Source organism: Streptomyces sp. NBC_00249, from assembly GCF_026342355.1.
Taxonomy (GTDB): Bacteria; Actinomycetota; Actinomycetes; order Streptomycetales; family Streptomycetaceae; genus Streptomyces.
Genome location: NZ_JAPEMV010000002.1, coordinates 617684 through 641447, shown reverse-complemented (window position 1 = coordinate 641447; position 23764 = coordinate 617684). Strand labels below are relative to the sequence as shown.

Genomic DNA, 23764 nt, shown 5'->3' with positions numbered 1-23764 from the left:
TATCAGCCGACGGATGGTCAGGACCCGCCCTTTACCCGCCTGATACGAGTTCTATGCTCGGTGCATGGCAGAAATTCTCGCCCTCGTCGAAGCCCGGCTGCGCAGCACGTTCGGCGAACCCGACGCCCGCGCCGCCGTCACCTTCCTGGGCACCGACCGCATCGAGGTACTCCGCTTCGCCGAGGGCGACCTCGTCCGGTACGCGACCCTCGGCATGTCCGCACACCCCATGAGCGACCCCACCGACATCGTCGCCGACCCGGTCCGCGGCCCGCGCGCCGAACTGGTGCTGACCGTACGGGCGGGCCTCGCCCCCACCGACAAACTGCTCCGGCCGCTCGCCGTGCTCGCCGCCTCCCCGATGGTCGAGGGCCTGATCGTGGCCCCCGGCGCCTCCCTCGACGTGGGCGAGCCGCTGTGGGACGGGGCACCCTTCAGCTCGGTCCTCGTCGCCGAGCCCGGCGGACTCGTCGAGGACCTGGAACTGGACGAACCGCTCGACCCGGTCCGCTTCCTCCCCCTCCTCCCGATGACGGCGAACGAGGCCGCCTGGAAGCGGGTGCACGGCGCCGCCGCCCTCCAGGAACGCTGGCTCGCGCGCGGCACCGATCTGCGGGACCCTCTGCGTACGGCCGTCGCTCTGGACTGAGCCGCGCGCCCGCGGGTACGGATGACATCCGGACGGGTGATCGCGTCTTGACGGGGCGCCGGGCGGGGAGGAGCGTGCTTCTTATGAGGGGCGAACCGAGTTGCCCGAAGTGCGGTGGCCGGGTCCGAGCGCCCGGTCTTTTCGCCGACTCCTGGCAGTGCGCGGTGCACGGCGCCGTCCATCCGCTGCAGCCTGTCATCCCGCCCAGCGTGGAGGGCCTGGGCGTGGTGGTGAACCGGGCCAAGGTACCGGTGTGGATGCCGTGGCCGCTGCCCGTGGGGTGGCTGTTCACCGGGATCGCCTCCGCCGGCGACGACCGCAGCGGAGGCCGGGCCACCGCCGTGGCCTGCTCGGGGCCCGGGCCGCTGGGCGGCATCGGCGAGCTGCTGCTGATCGCCGAGGAACTGGGGGTCGGCCTCGGCTCCCGCTTCGCGGGCATCGACGCCCCCGACCCCGGGCCGTACATCAACGTCTCCGCCCCGCCCCACGCCAAGGTCGTCGCGGCCGGGCGGCCGACGCCGCTGTGGCACGTCTCCGGGGTGCCGGACGACCGGGCCGTCTTCGCCGGCGAGGCGCGGGGGCTGTGGCTGTGGGCCATCGTCTGGCCGGAACAGTCCGGCCTCCTCCTGTACGACGAACTCGTCCTCACCGACCTCCGCGACGCGGGCACGGAGATAGAACTCCTGCCGTGCGGCGCCCTGAGCCCTCGCATTTTGGCCGCACCCACCCCTTCTTGACGCGCCGCTCGCGCGGCTCAGCGCTAGCGCGCTTCCCCGGCTTCGCGCCGCTGCGCCGGACTCCGTCCGGCGGTGACAGGCCGGCCCGCCCCGGAAGGACGATGGGACTGACGGGAAACCCCCCAAACCATCGATGAGACGGCCCCGCCGAAACACCGCCCCCCATCCCCCGGACCCGCCCTGGCCCGCGGGCCCGCGCCGCAAGCCGCGTACGCCCCGCCCGGCGGGATCATGCCCTGCCCGGCGGGCGGTACTCTGGAGTGTCCCCCCGTCCGTGCGAACCCTGGAGCAAGGCTGTGCGTATCGATCTGCACGCCCACTCCACGGCCTCCGACGGCACCGACACCCCCGCCGAACTGGTCCGCAACGCGGCCGCCGCCGGGCTGGACGTGGTCGCGCTGACCGACCACGACACCGTCGGGGGATACGCCGAGGCGCTCGCCGCCCTCCCGGCCGGGCTGACGCTCGTCACCGGCGCGGAGCTGTCCTGCCGCCTCGACGGCGTCGGGATGCACCTGCTCGCGTACCTCTTCGACCCCGAGGAGCCCGAGCTGTCCCGTGAGCGGGAGCTCGTGCGCGACGACCGCACCCCCCGCGCGCAGGCGATGGTCGGCAAGCTCCGGGCGCTCGGGGTGGACGTCACCTGGGAGCAGGTGGCCCGGATCGCCGGTGACGGTTCCGTCGGGCGGCCCCACATCGCGACCGCCCTGGTCGAGCTGGGCGTCGTCCCCACCGTCTCGGACGCGTTCACACCGGACTGGCTCGCCAACGGCGGCCGCGCGTACGCCGAGAAGCACGAGCTGGACCCCTTCGACGCGATCCGCCTGGTCAAGGCGGCCGGCGGGGTCACCGTCTTCGCGCACCCCGCCGCCGTCAAGCGCGGCGAGTGCGTCCCCGAGTCCGCGATAGCCGCCCTGGCGGCCGCCGGTCTGGACGGCATCGAGGTGGACCACATGGACCACGACGGCGCCACCCGCGACCGGCTGCGCGGCCTGGCGGGTGACCTCGGGCTGCTGACGACCGGGTCCAGCGACTACCACGGCAGCCGCAAGACCTGCCGCCTCGGGGAGCACACGACCGACCCCGAGATCTACGGCGAGATCACGCGCCGCGCGACCGGGGCCTTCCCCGTGCCCGGCGCCGGTGGAGACGTCCGCGCCTGAGCCGGCGCCGCTCCACACCTTCCCTCTTTTTCGCGACACCCCTCACCTGCAAGGCATCACTGTGTTTGATTTCGCCGTCTTCGGATCCCTTTTTCTCACGCTTTTTGTGATTATGGACCCCCCGGGGATCACGCCGATCTTCCTCGCCCTCACCTCGGGCCGCCCCGCCAAGGTCCAGCGCCGCATGGCCTGGCAGGCCGTCTGCGTGGCCTTCGGCGTCATCGCCGTCTTCGGAATCTGCGGCCAGCAGATCCTGGACTACCTGCACGTCTCCGTCCCCGCGCTGATGATCGCGGGTGGTCTGCTGCTCCTGCTGATCGCGCTCGACCTGCTCACGGGCAAGACGGACGAGCCCAAGCAGACCAAGGACGTGAACGTCGCCCTCGTCCCGCTGGGCATGCCGCTGCTGGCCGGTCCCGGTGCGATCGTGTCCGTCATCCTGGCCGTGCAGAAGGCCGACGGCGTCACCGGTCAGGTCTCCGTGTGGTGCGCGATCATCGCCATGCACGTGGTGCTGTGGCTGACCATGCGCTACTCGCTGGTGATCATCCGGATCATCAAGGACGGCGGCGTCGTCCTGGTGACCCGGCTCGCCGGCATGATGCTGTCGGCCATCGCCGTCCAGCAGATCATCAACGGTGTGCTCCAGGTGGTCCGCGGCGCCTGACGTGCCCGCACGCGCGCCCGCACATGCGAACGCCCCCGCACCGGATCGGTGCGGGGGCGTTCGGGAAGCGTCAGGAGGACGCCGTCTCGGCCGGTCGGATCAGAATGCGCTGGCCGATCGATGCGGCCTGCTGCACGATCCGGTTGACGGAGGCCGCGTCCACGACGGTGCTGTCCACGGCGGTTCCGTCGACGTCGTCCAGGCGCAGAATCTCGAAGCGCATGGCTTCTCCCTTCGTCAGTGTTCTCCTTGCACAGGGGTTAACGAAGTGTAAGCGGCAAACATTCCCTACGCTAAGGAAATTTTTTCACTAGCTAACTACTCGCTGGTGGAGTCTTCCCAGAACGCCACCAGAGCATCGGCCGTGACCTGCGGATTCTCCGCGTTGGGGGAGTGCTCCGCCCCCTCGACGACCACTCGTGACGCACTCAGGCGCACGGCCATGTCGTCCATCAGCGGCACCGGCCAGGCGTAGTCCACCACCCCGGACAGCACCAGCTTCGGCAACGCCACCCCCGCCAGCTCCGCGACCCGGTCCGGCTCCGAGATCAGCACCCGGCCGGTCGCGATCAGCTGCTCCGGTACGGTGCCCAGCCAGCGCTCCCGCAGGAACGCCGCCACCTCCGGGGCGTCCGCCGGCGCGTCCTCGGGATCCTGGGCCCGCATCGCCGCCCACACCGACGGCATGTCCTCCCGTAGCGCCTCCAGCGCCGCGACCAGCAGCTTCGTACGGGCCTGCTGCTCCTCGGAGATCGCGGCGGGCCCGCTGCTCAGCAGGGTGAGGGAGGCGAAGGGGGCGGGGTCGCGCAGCACCGCGGCGCGGGCCACCAGCCCGCCCAGGGAGTGGCCGACCAGGTGCAGCGGCCCCCCGCCGACCGCGGCGGCCTGCGCCAGCACGTCACGGGCCAGCTCCTGAAGCGCGTACGCGGCCTCCTCGCGCGGGCCGGGGCTCTCGTACTGCCCGCGCCCGTCGACGGCCAGGACCCGGTAGCCGGCCGCGGCGAGGGGCTCCAGCAGGGCGATGAAGTCCTCCTTGCTGCCGGTGAACCCGGGGACCAGCAGGGCGGTGCCGCGCACGGGCTCGCCCGCCTCGTGCACGGCGAACTCGCCGCGGGCGGTGGTCAGGCGGTACGCGCGGGCGGCGGGCGGCAGCGTGAGGAACGGCGGCTTGCTCATGGCCCGAGGTTACCGGCCCGTAGCGGCCGGGTCCCCCGGGGTACGCGGACGGCCCCGGCCCCCTCGAAAGGGGACCGGGGCCGTCGGTGCTGCTGGGGCCTACGCCTCCGGCGCGGCCTCCGCGACCTTGCGGGTGCGCGTCCGCTTCGGCTTGACCGGGGCTTCCTCGGCGGCCGGGGCCTCCGCGGCGGCGGCCGGGGCGGCCTTGCGGGTCCGGGTGCGCTTCGGCTTGGCGGGCGCCTCCTCGGCGACGGCCGGAGCCTCGGTGGCCTCGGCGGCCGGAGCGGCCTCCGCGACCTTGCGAGTACGCGTGCGGCGGACCTTGACTGGGGCCTCCTCGGCGGCGGCCGGAGCCTCCACCACGGCGGCCTCGGCGACGGCCTCGGCGACCGGAGCGGCCGCCACCTTGCGGGTACGGGTCCGCTTCGGCTTCTCCGGGGCGGCCTCGGCCACGACCGGGGTCACCGGCGCGGCCACCACGGGGGCCTCGACGGGCTTGCGGGTCCGCGGCGCACGACGGGGTGCCCGGACGGGCTCCACCAGCGGGGCCATCTGGAAGTCCGGCTCGGGAGCGGTCTCGACGGCCTTGCGCGGACGACGGATCTTGACCGGGGCCGGAGCCTCGACCACGGCCGGCGCCGGAGCGGCGACCGCGGCGGGCGCCTCGACCACGGCCGGAGCCTCGGCCAGGGCGACGGCCGAAGCGGCCACGCGGGTCCGGCGACGGCGCGGCCTGCGCGGCTCGTCGGCGGCCGGAACCTGCGGAGCGTCGGCGGCGGGCGCCACCGGGTCGACGGCGGCCGTGCCCTCACCGAGCTCGCTGCCACCACGGGTGCGGCGGCGCTGGCGCGGCGTCCGGGTACGGGCCGGACGCTCCTCCGTCACCACGGGAGCGGCGGCGGCGGGACCGCGGCCACCACGGCCACCACGCCCGCCGGTCTCGCCCAGGTCCTCCAGGTTCTCGGCCTTCAGGCCCGCCCGCGTGCGCTCGGCGCGCGGCAGGATGCCCTTGGTGCCGGCCGGGATGTTCAGCTGCTCGTACAGGTGCGGGGACGTGGAGTACGTCTCCTCGGGCTCGTGGAAGTCGAGCTCCAGCGCCTTGTTGATGAGCTGCCAGCGCGGGATGTCGTCCCAGTCGACCAGGGTGACGGCGATGCCCTTGTTGCCCGCGCGGCCGGTACGGCCCACGCGGTGCAGGAAGGTCTTCTCGTCCTCGGGCGTCTGGTAGTTGATGACGTGGGTCACACCCTCGACATCGATGCCGCGCGCTGCGACGTCGGTGCACACCAGCACGTCGACCTTGCCGTTGCGGAACGCGCGCAGCGCCTGCTCGCGGGCGCCCTGGCCCAGGTCGCCGTGGACGGCGCCCGAGGCGAAGCCGCGCTTCTCCAGCTGCTCGGCGATGTCGGCCGCCGTGCGCTTGGTGCGGCAGAAGATCATGGCCAGGCCGCGGCCGTCGGCCTGCAGGATGCGGGAGACGAGCTCCGGCTTGTCCATGTTGTGCGCACGGAAGACGTGCTGCTTGATGTTGGCGACGGTCGCGCCCTCGCCGTCCTCGGAGACGGCGCGGATGTGCGTCGGCTGCGTCATGTACCGGCGGGCCAGACCGATGACGGCGCCCGGCATGGTCGCCGAGAACAGCATCGTCTGACGCTTCGCGGGCAGGTAGTTCATGATCTTCTCGACGTCGGGCAGGAAGCCCAGGTCGAGCATCTCGTCGGCCTCGTCGAGGACGAGGGCCTTGACGCGGGAGAGGTCGAGCTTCTTCTGCCCGGCCAGGTCCAGCAGGCGGCCCGGGGTGCCGACGATGACGTCGACGCCCTTCTTGAGCGCCTCGACCTGGGGCTCGTACGCGCGGCCGCCGTATATGGCGAGGACGCGGACGTTGCGGACCTTGCCCGCGGTCAGGAGGTCGTTGGTGACCTGGGTGCACAGCTCGCGGGTCGGAACCACCACGAGGGCCTGCGGGGCGTCGGTGAGCTGCTCGGGCTTCGAGCGGCCCGCCTCGACGTCCGCGGGGACGACGACCCGCTCCAGCAGGGGAAGGCCGAAACCGAGGGTCTTGCCGGTTCCGGTCTTGGCCTGGCCGATGACGTCCGTGCCGGAAAGGGCGACGGGGAGGGTCATCTCCTGGATCGGGAAGGGGGACACGATGCCGACGGCCTCAAGGGCCTCGGCCGTCTCGGGAAAGATCCCGAGGTCTCGGAACGTAGTCAGGGTGCTGCCTCTTCTGTGAGACGCGGCGCGAGGCGGCGAGGGGGGTCGTACCGTGCCGGGCTTGCAGTACTGCTACGTACGTACGAAGCTGCGCGGGACCACTAGCCTTCGCTCAAGCGCTTCTGCCGCTGAGGGGGCCCCTCGTGCGGAGGTGGTACGCATGGACGTACACACCGCACCGAGGGCGGTCGGGTGGAGCCGATCGGGCCACCGACCGGGCATCCTCATTCGGATGGCCCGCCGAGTGTTCGGCAGGCGCATTACCACTGTACCCCGGAATCGCGCAGCTGTGTCGGGTGAATTCACCAGGTAGGCGCGTTTACGTGGACTGACCAGGTGCTTCGTGCGGCCTTTGGGACGGCTATTGTGCGGAGCATGTCGACCGTTGAAAACGCATCTCCCGCCGACGACAGCACCCCCGAGGAAGCGGCCGGAATCGCCGCCCAGGACTGGGCGACGGCCTCCGCCTCGCCGCAGTACCGGGCCGCCGTCGTGGACCTGCTCGGCGCGCTGGCGTACGGGGAGCTCGCGGCCTTCGAGCGCCTCGCGGAGGACGCGAAGCTCGCCCCCACCCTCGGGGACAAGGCGGAGCTCGCGAAGATGGCCTCCGCCGAGTTCCACCACTTCGAGCGGCTGCGCGACCGGCTCTCGGCGATCGACGTCGAGCCGACCGCCGCGATGGAGCCCTTCGCCAAGGGCGTCGACGACTTCCACCGCCAGACCGCCCCGTCGGACTGGCTGGAAGGCCTGGTCAAGGCCTACGTCGGCGACTCCATCGCCAGTGACTTCTACCGCGAGGTCGCCAGCCACCTCGACACCGACACCCGCGCCCTGGTCGTCGGCGTCCTCGACGACACCGGCCACGGCGGCTTCGCGGTGGAGAAGGTGCGCGCCGCGATCGAGGCCGACCCGCGCGTCGGCGGCCGGCTCGCGCTGTGGGCGCGGCGGCTGATGGGCGAGGCGCTCTCGCAGGCGCAGCGCGTCGTCGCCGAGCGCGACGCGCTCTCCACGATGCTCGTCGGCGGTGTCGACGGGATGGCGGCCGGCTTCGACCTGGCGGCCGTCGGTGAGATGTTCACCCGGATCACGAAGGCGCACACGAAGCGGATGGCCGCGCTGGGCCTGGCCGCGTAAGCCTTCGGGCGACGCGGAGGACCCCGGCGCTCCAGGAGGCGTCAAGCCCCGTTCAACTCCCGGACGGGAGCGAAAACGGAGGGCGCCGGGGGGACCGTCCGGAACGGGCGGCCGGACGCAGCAGCAGGGACAGGACCACCGCCGCCACGCCGACGCTCCCCAGGAACGTCGCCAAGAGGGTGTTGTGGCCCGGGCCGAGCGCGGTGTGCGTCAGGTACGCCCCGAACAGGGCCCCGGACACGCCGCTGACCAGGACCGTTCTGGTGGAGGGCAGCCGCTTGGCGAGTACCCGCACGGCGGCACCGGCAAGGGCGAGGCCCAGCAGACCGGAGCCGAGCGCCTCCATCAGCAGCATCTGGTCACTCCCATACGTCAGGGCAAACCGGGTCACTGCGGTCCTACCCGAAGCGGAAGACACAGAAACGGCCCGGCGGAACCAACCGCCGGGCCGTTTTCCGTATGCCTCAGAGCGCTCCGAAGCCGACCTTGCGCACGCTCGGCTCGCCCAGGTCGACATACGACAGGCGGTCCGACGGCACGAGGACCTTGCGGCCCTTGTTGTCGGTCAGGCTCAGCAGCGGCGACTGGCCGGACAGCGCGGCGGCGACGACGGCCTCCAGCTCCTCGGCGCTCAGGTCGCTCTCCAGCACGATCTCCCGGGGTGCGTGCTGCACGCCGATCTTGACCTCCACGGCTTTGTCCCTCCGACGGTCCGGTTCGCGCGATCAGCCGCGCCGTACCCGGTCCACATTAGCCCGGAGAGGGGACGCGATCTGCTCGCGGCGGACACGCTCGCAGCGAACAGCGGCCGGTCAGACGTCCGTGCCGTGCAGCGGGAAACCGGCGATGCCGCGCCAGGCCAGCGAGGTCAGCAGCCCCACCGCGGTGTCACGGGCCACCGGGCTCTCGCTGGAGAGCCAGTACCGGGCCACGACCTGCGAGACGCCGCCGAGGCCCACGGCCAGCAGCATCGACTCGTCCTTCGACAGGCCCGTGTCCTCGGCGATGACGTCCGAGATGGCCTCCGCGCACTGGAGCGAGACCCGGTCCACGCGCTCGCGCACCGCCGGCTCGTTCGTCAGGTCCGACTCGAAGACGAGCCGGAAGGCGCCGCCCTCGTCCTCGACGTACGCGAAGTAGGCGTCCATCGTCGCGGCCACGCGCAGCTTGTTGTCGCTGGTGGACTCCAGCGCCGTGCGCACCGCCGACAGCAGGGCCTCGCAGTGCTGGTCCAGCAGCGCCAGGTAGAGGTCGAGCTTGCCGGGGAAGTGCTGGTAGAGCACCGGCTTGCTGACTCCGGCGCGCTCCGCGATGTCGTCCATCGCGGCGGCGTGGTAGCCCTGCGCGACGAACACCTCCTGGGCCGCGCCCAGGAGCTGGTTGCGCCGGGCACGGCGCGGCAGTCGCGTGCCCCGCGGACGCGCTGCCTCGGTCTGCTCGATGGCTGTCACGCCGCCTCCCACTTTCTTCAAGAACACAGTGCGCTCTGCGCCGCGCCGCCATCGTACTTTTCGGTAACCGAATCTGGTGGGTTCAAGCCGAGTTTTCTCGCGGTACGGACCGCCCGGACACGCTGGTCAGCGGTAGTCCTCCTCGTCCATCGGGACCACCCGGGCCTGTTCGGCGGCGTCGGCGTCGGCGGCCTCGCCCGGCTCCCGCCCCGTCTGGGGGTCGTCGTCCTGCGGCTGGAGGTCGGTCTGCTGCTCGGCAGCGTCCGCCTCCGGGGCCTCCGCGTCGAGGCTGTCCCGGAACTGCTCCCGGAAGGTGTCCGGTTCCGCGGGGTCGACAGTCATTGCGCTCCCCTCGCCTTCGCTCGTGCTCACTACGAGCCTAGGAGGATCGGCAGTGGGCCGCCAGACGGTCTGTGACTGCCAACACAAGCGAAGACAGGAGGGTGAGCGTGATCGTCTCGTAACATTGGCCCATGTCTTCGACCGAGCTGCCGGGTGTACGGTCCACCGCCGCGCCGACCGCCCAGGCGGGTGCGGTGCGGGTGGCCGAGGGGGAGCGGCTGCGCACGGTCGCGCTGCCGGGCCTCGAGATGAACGTACGTTTCCGGCCACCGGTGCGGGACGGGCTGCCGCCCGCGCTCTTCGTGCACGGACTCGGCGGGTCCTCCCAGAACTGGTCGGCGCTCATGGAGCTGCTGGCCGACGGCGTCGACGGCGAGGCCCTCGACCTGCCCGGCTTCGGCTGGTCCCCGCCGCCCGCCGACCGCGACTACTCGGTCACCGGGCTCGCCCGCGCCGTCATCCGCCACCTCGACTCCGCCGGGCGCGGCCCGGTCCACCTCTTCGGGAACTCCCTCGGCGGGGCGGTCTCCACCCGCGTCGCCGCCGTCCGGCCCGACCTCGTGCGCACCCTGACGCTGGTCTCGCCGGCGCTCCCGGAGCTGCGCGTACAGAGGTCGGCGGTACCCACCGCCCTCCTCGCGGTGCCCGGGGTGGCCTCCCTCTTCGGCCGGCTCGCCCGGGGCCTGACCGCCGAGCAGCGCACCCGGGGGGTGACGGACCTCTGTTACGGAGACCCCTCACGGGTGACGCCGGAGGGCTTCGGGCAGGCCGTGGAGGAGATGGAGCGGCGGATGGCGCTGCCGTACTTCTGGGACGCCATGACCCGTTCCTCGCGCGGGATCGTCGACGCGTACACCCTCGGCGGGCAGCACGGACTGTGGCGCCAGGCGCAGCGCGTGCTCGCGCCGACCCTGTTGGTCTACGGTGGCCGGGACCAACTGGTCTCGTACCGTATGGCGCGCAAGGCCGCGGCGTCCTTCCGGGGCTCGCGGCTGCTGAGCCTGCCCGAGGCCGGGCACGTGGCGATGATGGAGTACCCCGAGGTGGTGGCGGCCGCCTTCCGGGAGCTGGCGCACGACACCGACCGGGACACCGAAGACGGCAAGGGCTGAGGACCGTGGGACGACATAGTCGCAAGGCGCCTGCCCCTGCGCCGGCCGCGCCGGCTCCGGAGCCGGCGCCGTACGAGCCGGAGCTCTACGCCCCGGAGCCGTACGCCCCCGAACCGTACGGGCAGTCGTACGAGCAGCAGTACGGGCAGCAGTACGAGCAGCAGTACGAGCGGCAGTACGGGCAGGAGCTCTACGCGCCGCAGCCGTACGAGCCGCAGCCGTACGGCGCCGGCTCCCCGGGCGGGCGCGGCCCCGGCACCGGCGAAGCCACCGTGATCCACCAGGGCCACGTACGGGGCCACGCCCCCGGCGCCCGGCCCGGCGGTCACCCCGAGCAGCGCGAACCCGGCGGCGGCTGGGGCGGCGCCCCCGGCAGACCCGGCGCGGTCTACGGCGACCGGCGCGGCGCCCCCCGCGCCTTCACCCAGGCCCCGCCCGCGGCCGCGCCGCAGCGGGACACCGGCACGCCGGCCTTCGGAACCCCCGCCGTCGGCTTCCCCCAGGTCACGCCCGAGGCCGCGGCCGACCCGCTGACCACCACCGGCTCCCACCGCCGGATCCCCGGCCCGCGCACGTCCGAGGAGGGCGCCGCCGAGCGGCTTGGGAACGGCCGGGGCACGAGGGTCCGTACGTACACCGGGATGGCGGCGGCCGCCGTCACCACCGTGCTCGCCGTCGTCGTCGCCGGTCAGGTCGCCACCGACAACGAATCCGGCACCCCCGGCGCGCACGCCGCCGGGGACGACAGCCCGAAGCGGTCCCTGAACAACCAGTCCGCCGCCTCCCGCTCCGACGGCCGCCCCACCCCCGCCTCCCCGCCGCCCGCCGCCGCGCCCGCTCCCGCGCAGGAGCTGACGTACGAGGAGCAGATGGCGCGGCAGCTGCCGATCGACGCGAAACTGACCGGCCCGAACGTCTTCGACACCGTGCCCGGAGTCGCCAAGGCGCCCGGCAAGGGCAAGCCGGTGCGCTACCGAGTCGACGTCGAACAGGGGCTGGGCCTGGACCCGCAGCTGTTCGCCGACGCCGTGCAGCGCACCCTCAACGACCCCCGCAGCTGGGCCCACGGCGGCGCGATGACCTTCGAGCGGGTACCGGCCGGCGAGGCCGACTTCGTCATCACCCTGGCCAGCCCCGGCACCACCGGCCTCTGGTGCGCCAAGTCCGGGCTGGACACCACCGTCGACAACGTCTCCTGCGACTCGGCCTCCACCGAACGCGTGATGATCAACGCCTTCCGCTGGGCGCAGGGCTCCCCGACCTACGGCCCGGACCAGATGCTCGCCTACCGGCAGATGCTCATCAACCACGAGGTCGGGCACCGGCTCGGACACGGGCACGTCAGCTGCCGCACCCCGGGCGCGCTCGCGCCGATCATGCAGCAGCAGACCAAGTCCCTCGACATCGACAACATCCAGTGCAAGCCCAACCCCTGGGTGTTTCCCGGGAGTTGACCGTGAACAGCTGGTGAGCGGACGGAACCTTCGTTGACAAGGCGTCCGCTGATCGGTAATTGTTCTCCGCATGTCGCACCGCCACACCACCACCGCGAGCGCCGCCATAGAGCTGGCGCTCCTCGGTGTGGCCGCGCACAGCGTGTCCGACAACCTCTGTCGCTGACGCCTGCCTGAGCGCGCGACGCCCTCCTTCCAGACCGTCTCGCCGCGCCCGGGCCTCCCTGCCCGCAGGCGCGGCTCCTTGTTCTCCCCGTCCGGTGCGACTTCCGCCGGACCGACGACACTCCGCTGCCCCTCGCGTGGCTCTTTCCGCAGCTCACATCACGCCGAGAGGTCCTCCCACTCATGTTCCGTCAGTCCCTCATATCGCGCCGCGTGGCCGCGGTCGCCGTCAGCCTCGTACTGGCCGGGGGCGCCGCCGCCTGCGGGCCCAAGGACGGCGCGGACAAGGCCTCCGCCGGCGACAAGCCGGGCGCCACCGGCACCGCCCCGCAGAAGGGCGGCACCCTGACCGTCCTCAACAACGAGCCGCAGAGCGACTTCGACCCGGCCCGCCTCTACACCTCGGGCGGCGGCAACGTCCCCAGCCTGGTCTTCCGCACCCTCACCACCCGCAACCGCGAGGACGGACCGGCCGGCGCCAAGGTCGTCCCCGACCTGGCCACCGACCTCGGCAAGCCCAACGCCGACGCCACCGAGTGGACGTACACCCTCAAGGACGGGCTGAAGTACGAGGACGGCAGCCCCATCACCACCGCCGACATCAAGTACGGCATCGAGCGGTCCTTCGCCGCCGAGCTGTCGGGCGGCGCCCCCTACCTGCGGGACTGGCTGGTCGGCGGGGAGACCTACGAGGGCCCGTACAAGGACGGCGGCAAGGGCCTCGACTCCATCGTGGTGCCCGACGCGAAGACCATCGTCTTCAAACTCCGCAAGCCCGAGGGCGAGTTCCCCTTCGTCGCGACCCAGACGCAGTTCGCGCCCGTGCCCAAGGCCAAGGACACCGGCGTCAAGTACGAGGAGCACCCGGTCTCCTCCGGCCCGTACAAGGTCGTCAAGAACACCGGCGACGGCGAGACCCTGCTGCTGGAGCGCAACGAGAACTGGGACCCGAAGACCGACGAGGAGCGCAAGGCCTACCCGGACCGCATCGACGTCCGCTCCGGGCTCGACGCCGCCGTCATCAACCAGCGGCTGTCCACCAGCTCCGGCCCCGACGCCGCCGCCGTCACCACCGACACCAACCTCGGCCCCGCCGAACTCGCCCAGATCGGCGACAACAAGGAACTGGCCTCCCGCGTCGGCACCGGCCACTTCGGCTACGTCAACTACCTGGCCTTCAACCCCAAGGTGGCCCCCTTCGACAACCCGAAGGTCCGCCAGGCCGTCTCCTACGCGATCAACCGCACCAGCGTGGTCAACGCGGCGGGCGGCTCCGCGCTGGCCGAACCCGCCACCACCTTCCTGCCCGAGCGCGAAGCCTTCGGCTTCACCCCCTACGACCACTTCCCGGCGGGCAAGTCGGGCAACCCGGCCAAGGCCAAGGAGCTGCTCAAGGAGGCGGGCTTCCCCGACGGGATCACCGTCACCCTGACCCACTCCAACGCCCAGAACCGGCAGACCAGCCCCGAGATCGCCACCGCCGTGCAGCAGGCCCTCGCCGCCGCCGGCATCACCGTCAAGCTGGAGGGCCTGGAGACCAACGCCTTCAACGAGAAGCGCTGGGACGCCAAGAACACCCCCGGCTTCTTCCTCTCCCGCTGGGGCGCCGACTGGCCCTCCGGCGGCCCCTTCCTCGCCCCGATCTTCGACGGCCGGCAGATCGTCACCAACGGCTCCAACTACAACCACGCCCAGCTGAACGACCCGGCCGTGAACACCGAGATCGACGAGATCGCCAAGCTCACCGACCTCGCGGCGGCCGGCAAGCGCTGGGGCGCCCTCGACAAGAAGATCGGCGAGCAGGCCCTGGACGTACCGCTCTTCCACCCCGTCTACAAGCGGCTCGTCGGCAAGGACATCAAGAACGTCGTCATCAGCGACTGGACCGGCGTCCTCGACATCTCGCAGGTCTCCGTCAAGTGAGCGTCCTGATGAACCGGCCGGCGCCCGCCGCCGGGGCCCTCGCCCCGGCCGCGGGCGCCGGCCGCCAGGTCTGGAGGCGGCTGCGCCGGCGGCCCTCCGCCGTGGCGGCCGCCGCCGTCCTGGCGCTCCTCGTCCTCCTCGCCCTCACCGCCCCCCTGTTCGCGCAGCTCACCGGTCAGGACCCGTACGCCTACCACGACGAGCTCGTCGACTCGGCGCGCGGCGGCGTCCCCCTCGGCTCCTTCGGCGGGATCTCCGCCGACCACTGGCTCGGCGTCGAACCGGGCAGCGGCCGCGACCTGTTCACCCGGCTCCTGTACGGCGCCCGGATCTCCCTGCTCGTCGCCCTCGGCGCCACCGCCGTACAGGTGGGCGTCGGGGTGGCCGTCGGCCTCGCCGCCGCGCTCGGCAACCGCTTCACGGGCCAGCTCATCGGCCGCTTCACGGACGTGATGATCGCCCTGCCCATGCTGGTCGTCGGCATCGCCCTGAGCGCCGTCGCCCCGCCCGACTTCCCGCGGCCGCTGCTGCTCATCCTCGTCATCGGACTGCTCGACTGGGGCGGCACCGCCCGGATGGTGCGCGCCCAGACCCTTGCCCTGCGCGGCCTGGACTTCGTCGAGTCCGCCCGGCTGTCCGGCAACAGCACCCTGCGGATCGCCCGCCGCGAACTGCTGCCCTCACTGGCGGCGCCCGTCATCACCCTCGCCGCGCTCAAGGTGCCCACCGCCATGGTGGCCGAGGCCTCGCTGTCCTTCCTCGGGGTCGGCGTGAAGCCGCCCACCCCGTCCTGGGGGCAGATGCTGTCCAGCGCGCAGACCTGGTTCCGCGCCGACCCCGCCTACGTCCTGCTCCCCGCCGGACTGCTCTTCGTCACCGTGCTGGCCTTCACCGTCCTCGGTGACGCCGTCCGCACGGCCCTCGACCCGCGCGAGGGCTCGCGCCTGCGGGTCGGCACCAGAAAGGAGCGCAAGGCGTGACCCGCCCCCAGCTACCGCCGGGGGTGCCCCCGGTGCTCAAACGGCTCGGCGGGGCACTCCTGGTCCTGCTCGCCCTGTCCGTCACCGTCTACGCCCTCTTCTACCTCGCCCCCGGCGACCCCGCCCGCCTCGCCTGCGGGGAACGCTGCAACCCGCAGCAGATCGCCCAGGTCCGCGAACAGCTCGGACTGAACGACTCCGTCGTCACCCAGTACCTGCACTTCCTCCAGGGGCTGCTGGCCGGCCGGGACTCCTCCGGCGGCGCCGGGCTGGTCGTGCACTGCGACGCGCCCTGCCTCGGATTCTCGTACCAGAACGACCAGCAGGTCACCGATCTGCTCCTGGAGCGGCTGCCCGCCACCTTCTCCCTGGCGATCGGCGCCATGGCCATCTGGCTCGTCATCGGCGTCGGCACCGGACTGCTGTCCGCGCTGCGCCGCGGCGGCATCACCGAACGCGTCCTGACCGTGCTCACCCTCGCCGCCACCGGCACCCCCGTCTTCATCCTCGGACTGCTGCTGCTCATGGCCGTCTGCGCCTACCTCCGCTGGCTGCCCTTCCCGACGTACGTGCCCTTCGGCGAGGACCCCGAGCAGTGGGCCTGGAACCTGCTGCTGCCCTGGGTCGCGCTCGGCTTCTTCGAGAGCGCCAAGTACGCCCGCCTCACCCGCAGTTCCACCCTGGATACACTCGCCGAGGACCACATCCGCACCTTCCGCGCCTACGGGGTGGGGGAGCGCGCGATCGTCACCCGGCACGCCCTGCGCGGCGCCGTCGCCCCCGTCATCGCGCTCAGCGCCGTGGACTTCGGGACGCTGATCGGCGGCGCCGTGCTGACCGAGTCCCTGTTCGGCATCCCCGGACTCGGCAAGACCCTCATCGACGGGGTGCGCGTCGTGGACCTCCCGGTCGTGGTGGGCGTCGTCCTCGCCATGGGCACCGCCGTCGTGATCGCCGGAGTCGTGGCCGACCTGCTCTACGCCGTCGCCGACCGAAGGGTGGCCCTCGCATGACCGACCTGCTGGTGGAGGTCACCGGCCTCGCCGTCGACTTCCCCGTCGGCGGACCCGGCGAGTACGTACGGGCCGTGGACGGCATCTCCTTCACCCTCGGAGCCGGCCGCGCCCTGGGCCTCGTGGGGGAGTCCGGCAGCGGCAAGTCCACGGTGGCCGCCGCCCTCCTCGGCCTGCACCGAGGCACCGGCGCCCGGCTCTCCGGCACCGTCCTCGTCGACGGCACCGACGTGGCCGCCGCCACCCCCGCCCAGCTGCGGGAAGTGCGCGGCAAGGCCGCCGCCATGGTCTTCCAGGACCCCCTGAGCTCCCTCGACCCCTACTACGCCGTCGGCGACCAGATCGCCGAGGTGTACCGGACCCACACCGCCGCCTCCCGGCGGGCCGCCCGCGCCCGCGCCGTCGAGGTCCTCGACCGCGTCGGCATCCCCGACGCGGTACGCCGCTCCCGGGCGCGGCCGCACGAGTTCAGCGGCGGCATGCGGCAACGGGCCCTCATCGCCATGGCCCTGGCCTGCGAACCCAGACTCCTCATCGCCGACGAGCCGACCACCGCCCTCGACGTCACCGTCCAGGCCCAGATCCTCGAACTGCTCCACGGACTGCGCGAGGAACGCGGCCTCGGCCTGCTGCTCGTCACCCACGACGTGGGCGTCGCGGCCGAGAGCGTCGACGAACTGCTGGTCATGCGGGACGGCGCCGCCGTGGAACACGGCCCCGTCGCCGAGGTCCTCGCCCGCCCCACCGCCCCCTACACCCGCGAGCTGCTGGCCGCCGTCCCCCGGCTCGACGCACCCCGCGCACCCCGGCTGCGCGTCGCCGACACCGAACCCGCCCCCGTCGTCGAGGCCTTCTCCCTGCGCCGGGACTTCGGGCGCGGCAAACGGCGCGTCGAAGCCGTCGGCGGGGTCTCCCTCGCCGTCCGGGCCGGCGAGACGCTGGGCGTCGTCGGGGAGAGCGGCAGCGGCAAGAGCACCCTCGGGCGGATGCTCGTAGGACTGCTGGAGCCCAGCTCGGGGCAGGTGCGCCAGCAGGGCGTCGAGGTGCGCGGGATCGCCGCCGGCGCCCAGATGGTCTTCCAGGACCCGGTCTCCTCCCTCAACCCGCGCCGCACCGTCGGCGAATCCGTCGCCGACCCGCTGCGCGCCGCCGGGGAACGCGACGAGAGCGCGATCCGGGCCCGCGTCGGGGAACTCCTGACCCGGGTCGGGCTGGAACCCGCACACCACGACCGCTACCCGCACGAGTTCAGCGGCGGCCAGCGCCAGCGGATCGGGATCGCCCGCGCGCTGGCACCCCGGCCCCGGCTGATCGTCTGCGACGAACCCGTCTCCGCCCTCGACGTCACCACCCAGGCGCAGGTCACCGCCCTGCTCGCCGAACTCCAGAAGGAACTGGGCATCGCCCTCGTCTTCATCGCGCACGACCTCGCCGTGGTCCGGCAGGTCAGCGACCGGGTCGCCGTCATGCGCGGCGGCCTGATCGTCGAGGAGGGCCCCGTCGACGAGGTCTACGACCGGCCCGCCCACCCGTACACGCGGCAGCTGCTGGCCGCCGTACCGGCCCTCGACCCGGCGACGGCCGCCGAACGCCGCTCCGCGCGGCGGGAGGTGTTCGCGTAGCGAGGCCGCTCCGGGACGCCGGGGAGACCCCCTTTCCTAGCGTGCTCGAACGCGAACCGTACGGGAAAGTTACGACTCTTCACCCCTTCCGGTGGCGCGACGGACAACCGTCCGCCGCGCCACCGGCCCATCCGCTTGAGTTCTCCCGCGGCGGGTCACCGGACCTACGGAGACCGCCTGGACGGGAGATCGGGGGTGCCACTCGTGCGGATCGGACTGCTCACGGAAGGTGGTTATCCGTATGTGGCCGGAGAAGCGAGGCTGTGGTGCGAGCGGCTCGTGCGCGGGCTCCCGCAGCACCGGTTCGAGCTCTACGCGCTGAGCCGCAGCGCCGAGCAGGAGGAGCGCGGACACGTCCCGCTCCCGGAACACGTCACCCGGGTGTCGACCGCCCCCCTGTGGGCCCCCGCCGACGACGGACGGACCCACTCCCGGCGCGAACGGCGCCGCTTCACCGCCGCCTTCGAGGAACTCGTCAGCGGCGTCTGCGCCACCGACCCCGAACGCTTCGCCGCCGGCCTGTACGGCCTCGCCCAACTGGCCGGCGAACAGGGCGGGATGTACGCGGCCCTGCGCTCCGAGACCGCCGTACGGGTCGTCGAGTCCGCCTGCCGGGCCCCCGGCGCGGGCCGGGCCGTCCAGGCCGCGCGGGTACCGGACCTGCTGGAGTTCGTCGACGAACTGGAGCGCGTGCTGCGGCCGTTGTCCCTCGACTGGTACGAGGAGCCCGGCCTCGGAGCCGCCGACGTCTGCCACGCCACCGCCGGCGGGGTCGCGGCGCTCCCCGGGCTGCTGGCCAAACGCTTCTTCGGGGTCCCGCTGCTGGTCACCGAGTACGGGGTCCAGCTGCGCGCCCACTACCTCGGCCAGGCCCCCGACGCCCGGCCCGCCGCCCGCGCCCTGCTGGCAGCCTTCCACAGCAGGCTCGCCGGGGAGATCTACGCCCGCGCCGACCTGCTCACCCCCGGGAACGCCCACGCCCGCCGCTGGCAGGAACGCTGCGGGGCCTCCCGGGACCGGCTGCGCACCGTGTACCCGGGGATGGAGGCGGACCGATTCGCCGCCGTCGGCGAGGACCCCGAGTGCGGGGACCCCGACACCCTGGTGTGGGTCGGCCGGATAGAGCCCGCCAAGGACCTGATCGCCCTCCTCCACGCCTTCGCGGAGATCCGCCGGGCCGCCCCGCACACCCGGCTGCGGATCTTCGCCACCGCCGTCGCGCCGGGCTACCTCTCCGACTGCCGCTCGCTGGCCGCGCAGCTCTTCCCCGACGAGGCCGCCGACGCGCGCACGGTGGGGGAGAGCCCGGTCAGCTTCGAGGAGATCGGCGGGCCCGAGGCGCCGACGTCCGCCGAGGCGTACGGGGCCGGGCGGATCGTCGTGCTGTCCTCGGTCATCGAGGGGTTCCCCATCACCCTCGCCGAAGCCATGCTGTGCGGCCGGGGCACCGTGTCCACGGACGTCGGGGCCGTCTGCGAGGTCATCGGCGGCACCGGGCTCGTCGTACCGCCGCGCAACCCGCGGGCGCTGGCCGACGCGTGCCTCGCGCTGCTGCGGGAACCGGAGCGGGCGCAGCGGCTCGGGGCGGCGGCGCGGGCGCGGGCGCTGGAACTGTTCACCGTCGAGCAGAACGTGGCCGCCTTCCGCGACAGCTACTTGCGGCTGCTGGCGCGGGGGGCCGGCGGGCGGCCCGAGGGGGAGGTGCCGTTCGCGCGGCCCGCGGAGGCGGTGGTGCCGGGGCACTGGACCACGCCGACGTGGGTCGCTCCCGCGTCCGGTTCGGAGGCGGCGGTATGACCACCGTGGACCCGGGATCCGGGATCGCGGGTGCGGCGCCGTTGCCGGGGGCGCTGCCCCCGGACCCCCGCGCCTCAAACGCCGGCGGGGCTGGATTGGGCGGGGCCGGAGGGGCTGGCGCGGCTGGGTTCGGCGGGGCTGGAATCGGCGGGGCTGGAATCGGCGGGGCCGGCCGGGGAGCTGGGCCGCAGGCCGGGCGGCGGGGGAGTGGGGATCCCGTCAAGGTGTTGTTGCATCGGCATCGGGAGTTGTGCGAGCGGGCCGTCGATCCGTTGGAGATCGCCGCAGGTCTGGAGGCGCACGGGATCACCGACCGGGCCGCCGCGCGGTTCCGGCACCGGGACGTGTTCTCGCTCGCCGAGGAGCTGTACGCCCGGACCCCGCGCGGCGAGGCCGCGCCCGTGGAGCCCGGCCCCGGGCCGGCCCGGCCGCGGGCCGTGCGCCGCTTCGGGTACGCCCTGCTGCCCGGCGCGCTCGCGCTCGGCGCGGCCGCCACCGGGATGCCGGGTGCCGGGCCCCTCGCGGCGCTCGTCACCGTCGGCGCGCTGGTGTGGCCCGGCCGCAGCGGGACCGGGCGGTTCCCCTACGCCGCCCACCTGCTCGCGGCGGCCGCCGTCGGCTGGGCCGTCCACCGGCACGGCCCGGCCCTCGGCGCGGCCCTCGCCCTGGCCGTGGGCCCCGCCCACCTCGCCGCGGCGGTCTTCGCCGCCCGCGCCCGGCGCCGGCTCGCCGGGAGCCGGGCCCTGGAGGACTTCGCCGCCGGGGCCCGGCCCCTGCTGGCCGGGGTCCTGCTGCTGTTCACCGCGGCCGCCGCGGGGGCGGCCGCGCTCGCCGGAGCCGCCCAGGCCGTGGCCGTACCGCTCGCGGTGCTGCTGTTCCTGGCCCGGCTGCTGCTGACCCACGGCACGCACCGCGCACCCGTCGCGGCGGCCCTGGCGCTCGCCCTGGTCCCGGCCCCGGCGGCGGCACTCGCCGCCGCCGCGGGGCTCCTCGTACACGCCGTCCTCGCGCTGTCCCGTGCCTCCGCACACGCGCGTTCCTGAGCGCCGTACCCCTACCACCGAACCCACCAGCCAAGGAGAAACAGGATGACCGGCCAGCCAACGAACCAAGGGGCGGCGCGATGAGGGTGCTGCTGATCGGAGCCAACGGATACCTCGGGCGCTACGTCGCCGACCGGCTGCTCGCCGACCCCGCAGTCCAGCTCACCGCGCTCGGCAGGGGGGACGACGCCGACGTCCGCTTCGACCTCGCCACGGGCAGCCCCGGCGCCCTCACCCGCTTCCTCGACGCCGTCCACCCGGGCGTCGTCATCAACTGCGCGGGCGCCACCCGCGGCGGCGCCCGGGAACTCACCCGGCACAACACCGTCGCCGTCGCCACCATCTGCGAGTCGCTGCGCCGCAGCGGCTGCGGGGCCCGGCTCGTCCAGCTCGGCTGCGCCGCCGAGTACGGGCCCAGCCAGCCCGGTTCGTCCACGGCCGAGGACGCCGTGCCGAGACCCGGCGGACCGTACGGCGTGAGCAAGCTGGCCGCGACCGAGCTGGTGCTCGGCTCCGGGCTCGACGCCGTCGTCCTGCGGATCTTCTCGCCCGTCGGCCCCGGCACCCCGGCCGGCTCCCCCCTCGGCCGGCTCGCCGAAGCCATGCGGCGGGCCATGCAGTCCGGGGACGGCGAGCTCAAGCTGAGCGGACTCGGGGTCCAGCGCGACTTCGTCGACGTACGGGACGTCGCGCGGGCCGTGCACGCCGCCTCCCTCTCCGCCGCCCAGGGCGTCGTCAACATCGGCACCGGCCGCGCCGTCCGGCTGCGCGACGCGGCGGCCGTCCTGGCCCGGGTCGCGGGCTACGGCGGCGCCCTGCACGAGCTCGACGTCCCGCAGGGCGGACCCCAGCACCACGGGCACCCCGGGCACCCCGGCCGCCCCCAGGGCCTGGCCGCCATCGGCTCCCCCCGCTCCGAGGCGACGGCCGAGCAGCTGGCCGCCGCGGCCCCCCCGCCGTACCCCTACCCGGACGGCTGCGGCGCCTGGCAGCAGGCCGATGTCCGCACCGCCCGCGACCGGCTCGGCTGGCGCCCCCGGATCAACCTGGAGGAATCCCTGGCGGACATCTGGATGGAGGCGGCGTGCCGTATCTGACCACCCCGCCGGGGGCCACGGCGGAGGCCGCGACCGAGGCCGGCCGGCCCGGCCTCGGCATCCCCGGCTACGCGCACCCGCTGCTCGCCCCGGTGGAGTGGGCCGAGCTGACCCGCCCCGGGACCCCGCTGCACTGGGCCGTGCTCAACGTCACGGACGGCCCCGGCGGCCGCCCCGACCCGCACTGCGCGGAGGCGGCCGCCAAGCTCCGGGAGGCGGGCGGGACCCTCCTCGGTCATCTCGCCATGCGAGACGGGTCGCGGTCCTTCGGGGAGCTGGTCTCGGACGCCCACCGCTTCCGCGACTGGTACGGGGTGGGCGGCTTCTACCTGGCCGCGGCCCCCGCCGACCGCTCGGAACTGGCCGCCGTGCGCCGCCTCTCGGACGCCCTGCGCGGCCTCGGCGACGGCATGCGGATCGTCCTCGGACACGGCACGCACCCCTACGAGGGCTACCTGGAGGCCGCCGACCAGCTGGTCACCTTCTCCGGGGCCTGGGCCGACTACCGCTGGTCCCAGGTGGCCGAGTGGACGGCCGACCACCCGCCCGAGCGGTTCTGCCACCTCGTCCACGGGGTGCCCCGTACGCACCTGGAGGAAGCCGTCCGGATCGCCCGCTGGCAGGGCGCCGGAACCGTCTGGTTCACCGACCGGCGCGGCGCAGGCGACCGCGACCCGTGGGCCTCGATGCCCGGGTACTGGGACGAAATCGTCTCGCGGATCGGACCGGGTGTCTCGGAATGAAGGAGGGCGTGGCAGTGTTACGGGAAGAACCACCGTTGTTGCATACCCATCTACGGAGTCCCCGTGTCGCTGCCACCCCTGGTCGAGCCAGCTGCTGAGCTCACCGTTGACGAGGTCCGTCGGTACTCCCGCCACCTGATCATCCCGGATGTCGGGATGGACGGCCAGAAGCGCCTGAAGAACGCCAAGGTGCTGGCCGTGGGCGCGGGCGGCCTCGGCTCCCCCGCCCTCATGTACCTGGCCGCGGCCGGCGTCGGCACGCTGGGCATCGTGGAGTTCGACGAGGTAGACGAGTCGAACCTGCAGCGCCAGATCATCCACAGCCAGGCGGACATCGGCCGTTCCAAGGCCGAGTCGGCCCGTGACAGCGTGCTGGGCATCAACCCGTACGTCAACGTGGTCCTTCACGAAGAGCGGCTCGAAGCCGAGAACGTGATGGAGATCTTCAGCCAGTACGACCTGATCGTCGACGGCACGGACAACTTCGCCACGCGCTACCTGGTCAACGACGCCTGCGTGCTGCTGAACAAGCCGTACGTGTGGGGTTCGATCTACCGCTTCGACGGCCAGGCCTCGGTCTTCTGGTCCGAGCACGGCCCGTGCTACCGCTGCCTCTACCCGGAGCCGCCGCCGCCGGGCATGGTCCCGAGCTGCGCCGAGGGCGGCGTGCTGGGCGTGCTCTGCGCGTCCATCGGGTCCATCCAGGTCACCGAGGCCATCAAGGTCCTCACCGGCGTCGGCGAGCCGCTGGTCGGCCGCCTGATGATCTACGACGCCCTGGAGATGCAGTACCGCCAGGTCAAGGTCCGCAAGGACCCCGACTGCGCGGTCTGCGGTCCGAACGCGACCGTCACCGAGCTCATCGACTACGAGGCCTTCTGCGGCGTCGTGTCGGAGGAGGCCCAGGAAGCGGCCGCCGGCTCCACGATCACTCCCAAGCAGCTCAAGGAGTGGATCGACAACGACGAGCCCATCGAGATCATCGACGTCCGTGAGATCAACGAGTACGAGATCGTCTCGATCCCCGGCGCGAAGCTGATCCCCAAGGGCGAGTTCCTGATGGGCACCGCCCTCCAGGACCTGCCGCAGGACAAGCGGATCGTCCTGCACTGCAAGACGGGTGTCCGCAGTGCGGAGGTCCTCGCGGTGCTGAAGTCCGCGGGCTTCGCGGACGCGGTCCACGTCGGTGGCGGAGTCATCGGCTGGGTCCACCAGATCGAGCCCGAGAAGCCGGTCTACTAGCAGTCGCGAGAAGGGGCCGTACCCGTGGCGGGTACGG

At 73.2% G+C, this 23764-nt stretch carries 24 protein-coding genes; 17 read left to right on the top strand and 7 right to left on the bottom strand.

Going from position 1 to position 23764, the window contains the following annotated elements; genetic code table 11:
• Positions 1–64: 64 nt before the first annotated feature.
• The 4 genes from OOK31_RS11705 (at position 65) to OOK31_RS11690 (ending at position 3216) form a co-directional block, all read left to right on the top strand.
• Positions 65–649 (top strand): suppressor of fused domain protein, encoded by a 585-nt coding sequence (locus tag OOK31_RS11705; protein ID WP_267012374.1) that lies wholly within the window; start codon positions 65–67, stop codon positions 647–649.
• An 83-nt stretch (positions 650–732) separates the two neighbouring features.
• Positions 733–1386, top strand: a complete 654-nt coding sequence (locus OOK31_RS11700) for a DUF6758 family protein (RefSeq protein ID WP_267012373.1) — start codon at positions 733–735, stop codon at positions 1384–1386.
• Between the two features lie 296 nt (positions 1387–1682).
• Positions 1683–2549 (top strand): PHP domain-containing protein, encoded by an 867-nt coding sequence (locus OOK31_RS11695; protein WP_267012372.1) that lies wholly within the window; start codon positions 1683–1685, stop codon positions 2547–2549.
• Positions 2550–2610: 61 nt separating this feature from the next.
• Positions 2611–3216 carry a MarC family protein gene (locus OOK31_RS11690; RefSeq protein ID WP_267012854.1) on the top strand — a complete coding sequence of 202 codons (606 nt, stop codon included), beginning with the start codon at positions 2611–2613 and terminating at the stop codon, positions 3214–3216.
• A gap of 70 nt (positions 3217–3286) precedes the next feature.
• Here OOK31_RS11690 and OOK31_RS11685 read toward each other — a convergent pair whose 3' ends face one another.
• The 3 genes from OOK31_RS11685 to OOK31_RS11675 all read right to left on the bottom strand — a co-directional run bounded on the left by OOK31_RS11685 (position 3287) and on the right by OOK31_RS11675 (position 6543).
• Entirely contained in the window at positions 3287–3439 is a 153-nt protein-coding gene (locus OOK31_RS11685) for a hypothetical protein (RefSeq protein WP_249767672.1), read from the bottom strand.
• 95 nt (positions 3440–3534) lie between these two features.
• Positions 3535–4392, bottom strand: coding sequence for an alpha/beta fold hydrolase (locus tag OOK31_RS11680; protein ID WP_267012371.1), 858 nt, complete (start codon positions 4390–4392; stop codon positions 3535–3537).
• 99 nt (positions 4393–4491) lie between these two features.
• On the bottom strand, positions 4492–6543 hold the full coding sequence (locus OOK31_RS11675; RefSeq protein WP_267012370.1) for a DEAD/DEAH box helicase: 2052 nt from the start codon (positions 6541–6543) through the stop codon (positions 4492–4494).
• 441 nt (positions 6544–6984) lie between these two features.
• Here OOK31_RS11675 and OOK31_RS11670 point away from each other — a divergent pair, with 441 nt between their 5' ends.
• On the top strand, positions 6985–7743 hold the full coding sequence (locus OOK31_RS11670) for a ferritin-like fold-containing protein (protein WP_267012369.1): 759 nt from the start codon (positions 6985–6987) through the stop codon (positions 7741–7743).
• Positions 7744–7795: 52 nt separating this feature from the next.
• Here the strand turns inward: OOK31_RS11670 and OOK31_RS11665 are convergent, their stop codons facing one another.
• From OOK31_RS11665 to OOK31_RS11650, 4 genes are all read right to left on the bottom strand, one after another.
• Entirely contained in the window at positions 7796–8098 is a 303-nt protein-coding gene (locus tag OOK31_RS11665; RefSeq protein WP_267012368.1) for a hypothetical protein, read from the bottom strand.
• A 109-nt stretch (positions 8099–8207) separates the two neighbouring features.
• Positions 8208–8435 (bottom strand): DUF3107 domain-containing protein, encoded by a 228-nt coding sequence (locus OOK31_RS11660; RefSeq protein WP_267012367.1) that lies wholly within the window; start codon positions 8433–8435, stop codon positions 8208–8210.
• Between the two features lie 120 nt (positions 8436–8555).
• Positions 8556–9194: a TetR/AcrR family transcriptional regulator gene (locus tag OOK31_RS11655; RefSeq protein WP_267012366.1), complete on the bottom strand. Its 639-nt coding sequence runs from the start codon at positions 9192–9194 to the stop codon at positions 8556–8558.
• A gap of 126 nt (positions 9195–9320) precedes the next feature.
• Positions 9321–9536, bottom strand: a complete 216-nt coding sequence (locus OOK31_RS11650; protein ID WP_267012365.1) for a hypothetical protein — start codon at positions 9534–9536, stop codon at positions 9321–9323.
• 131 nt (positions 9537–9667) lie between these two features.
• Between OOK31_RS11650 and OOK31_RS11645 the strand changes: the two genes are divergently transcribed.
• From OOK31_RS11645 to moeZ, 12 genes are all read left to right on the top strand, one after another.
• The gene (locus tag OOK31_RS11645) at positions 9668–10648 is read left to right on the top strand and encodes an alpha/beta fold hydrolase (RefSeq protein ID WP_267012364.1); all 981 of its coding nucleotides are present in this window, start codon (positions 9668–9670) and stop codon (positions 10646–10648) included.
• A 5-nt stretch (positions 10649–10653) separates the two neighbouring features.
• Entirely contained in the window at positions 10654–12102 is a 1449-nt protein-coding gene (locus tag OOK31_RS11640) for a DUF3152 domain-containing protein (protein WP_267012363.1), read from the top strand.
• A gap of 70 nt (positions 12103–12172) precedes the next feature.
• Positions 12173–12268: an Ms4533A family Cys-rich leader peptide gene (locus OOK31_RS39370; protein ID WP_323188205.1), complete on the top strand. Its 96-nt coding sequence runs from the start codon at positions 12173–12175 to the stop codon at positions 12266–12268.
• Between the two features lie 182 nt (positions 12269–12450).
• Positions 12451–14190 (top strand): ABC transporter substrate-binding protein, encoded by a 1740-nt coding sequence (locus OOK31_RS11635; RefSeq protein ID WP_267012362.1) that lies wholly within the window; start codon positions 12451–12453, stop codon positions 14188–14190.
• Positions 14187–15170 (top strand): ABC transporter permease, encoded by a 984-nt coding sequence (locus OOK31_RS11630; protein WP_267012361.1) that lies wholly within the window; start codon positions 14187–14189, stop codon positions 15168–15170. Before OOK31_RS11635 ends, OOK31_RS11630 begins: the two co-directional genes overlap by 4 nt.
• A complete protein-coding gene (locus OOK31_RS11625; RefSeq protein WP_267012360.1) occupies positions 15167–16183 on the top strand; it encodes an ABC transporter permease in 1017 nt (338 codons plus the stop codon). The genes OOK31_RS11630 and OOK31_RS11625 overlap by 4 nt, the downstream gene beginning before the upstream one ends.
• Positions 16180–17805, top strand: a complete 1626-nt coding sequence (locus OOK31_RS11620; protein WP_267012359.1) for an ABC transporter ATP-binding protein — start codon at positions 16180–16182, stop codon at positions 17803–17805. Before OOK31_RS11625 ends, OOK31_RS11620 begins: the two co-directional genes overlap by 4 nt.
• Positions 17806–18009: 204 nt before the next feature.
• Positions 18010–19602 carry a DUF3492 domain-containing protein gene (locus OOK31_RS11615; RefSeq protein WP_267012358.1) on the top strand — a complete coding sequence of 531 codons (1593 nt, stop codon included), beginning with the start codon at positions 18010–18012 and terminating at the stop codon, positions 19600–19602.
• A gap of 230 nt (positions 19603–19832) precedes the next feature.
• Positions 19833–20645, top strand: a complete 813-nt coding sequence (locus OOK31_RS11610; RefSeq protein WP_267012357.1) for a hypothetical protein — start codon at positions 19833–19835, stop codon at positions 20643–20645.
• 80 nt (positions 20646–20725) lie between these two features.
• Complete coding sequence (locus OOK31_RS11605) at positions 20726–21742, top strand: NAD-dependent epimerase/dehydratase (protein ID WP_267012356.1); 1017 nt, start codon at positions 20726–20728, stop codon at positions 21740–21742.
• Complete coding sequence (locus tag OOK31_RS11600) at positions 21730–22485, top strand: spherulation-specific family 4 protein (protein WP_267012355.1); 756 nt, start codon at positions 21730–21732, stop codon at positions 22483–22485. Before OOK31_RS11605 ends, OOK31_RS11600 begins: the two co-directional genes overlap by 13 nt.
• Positions 22486–22548: 63 nt before the next feature.
• Positions 22549–23727, top strand: a complete 1179-nt coding sequence (gene moeZ, locus OOK31_RS11595) for an adenylyltransferase/sulfurtransferase MoeZ (protein WP_267012354.1) — start codon at positions 22549–22551, stop codon at positions 23725–23727.
• Positions 23728–23764: the final 37 nt, after the last annotated feature.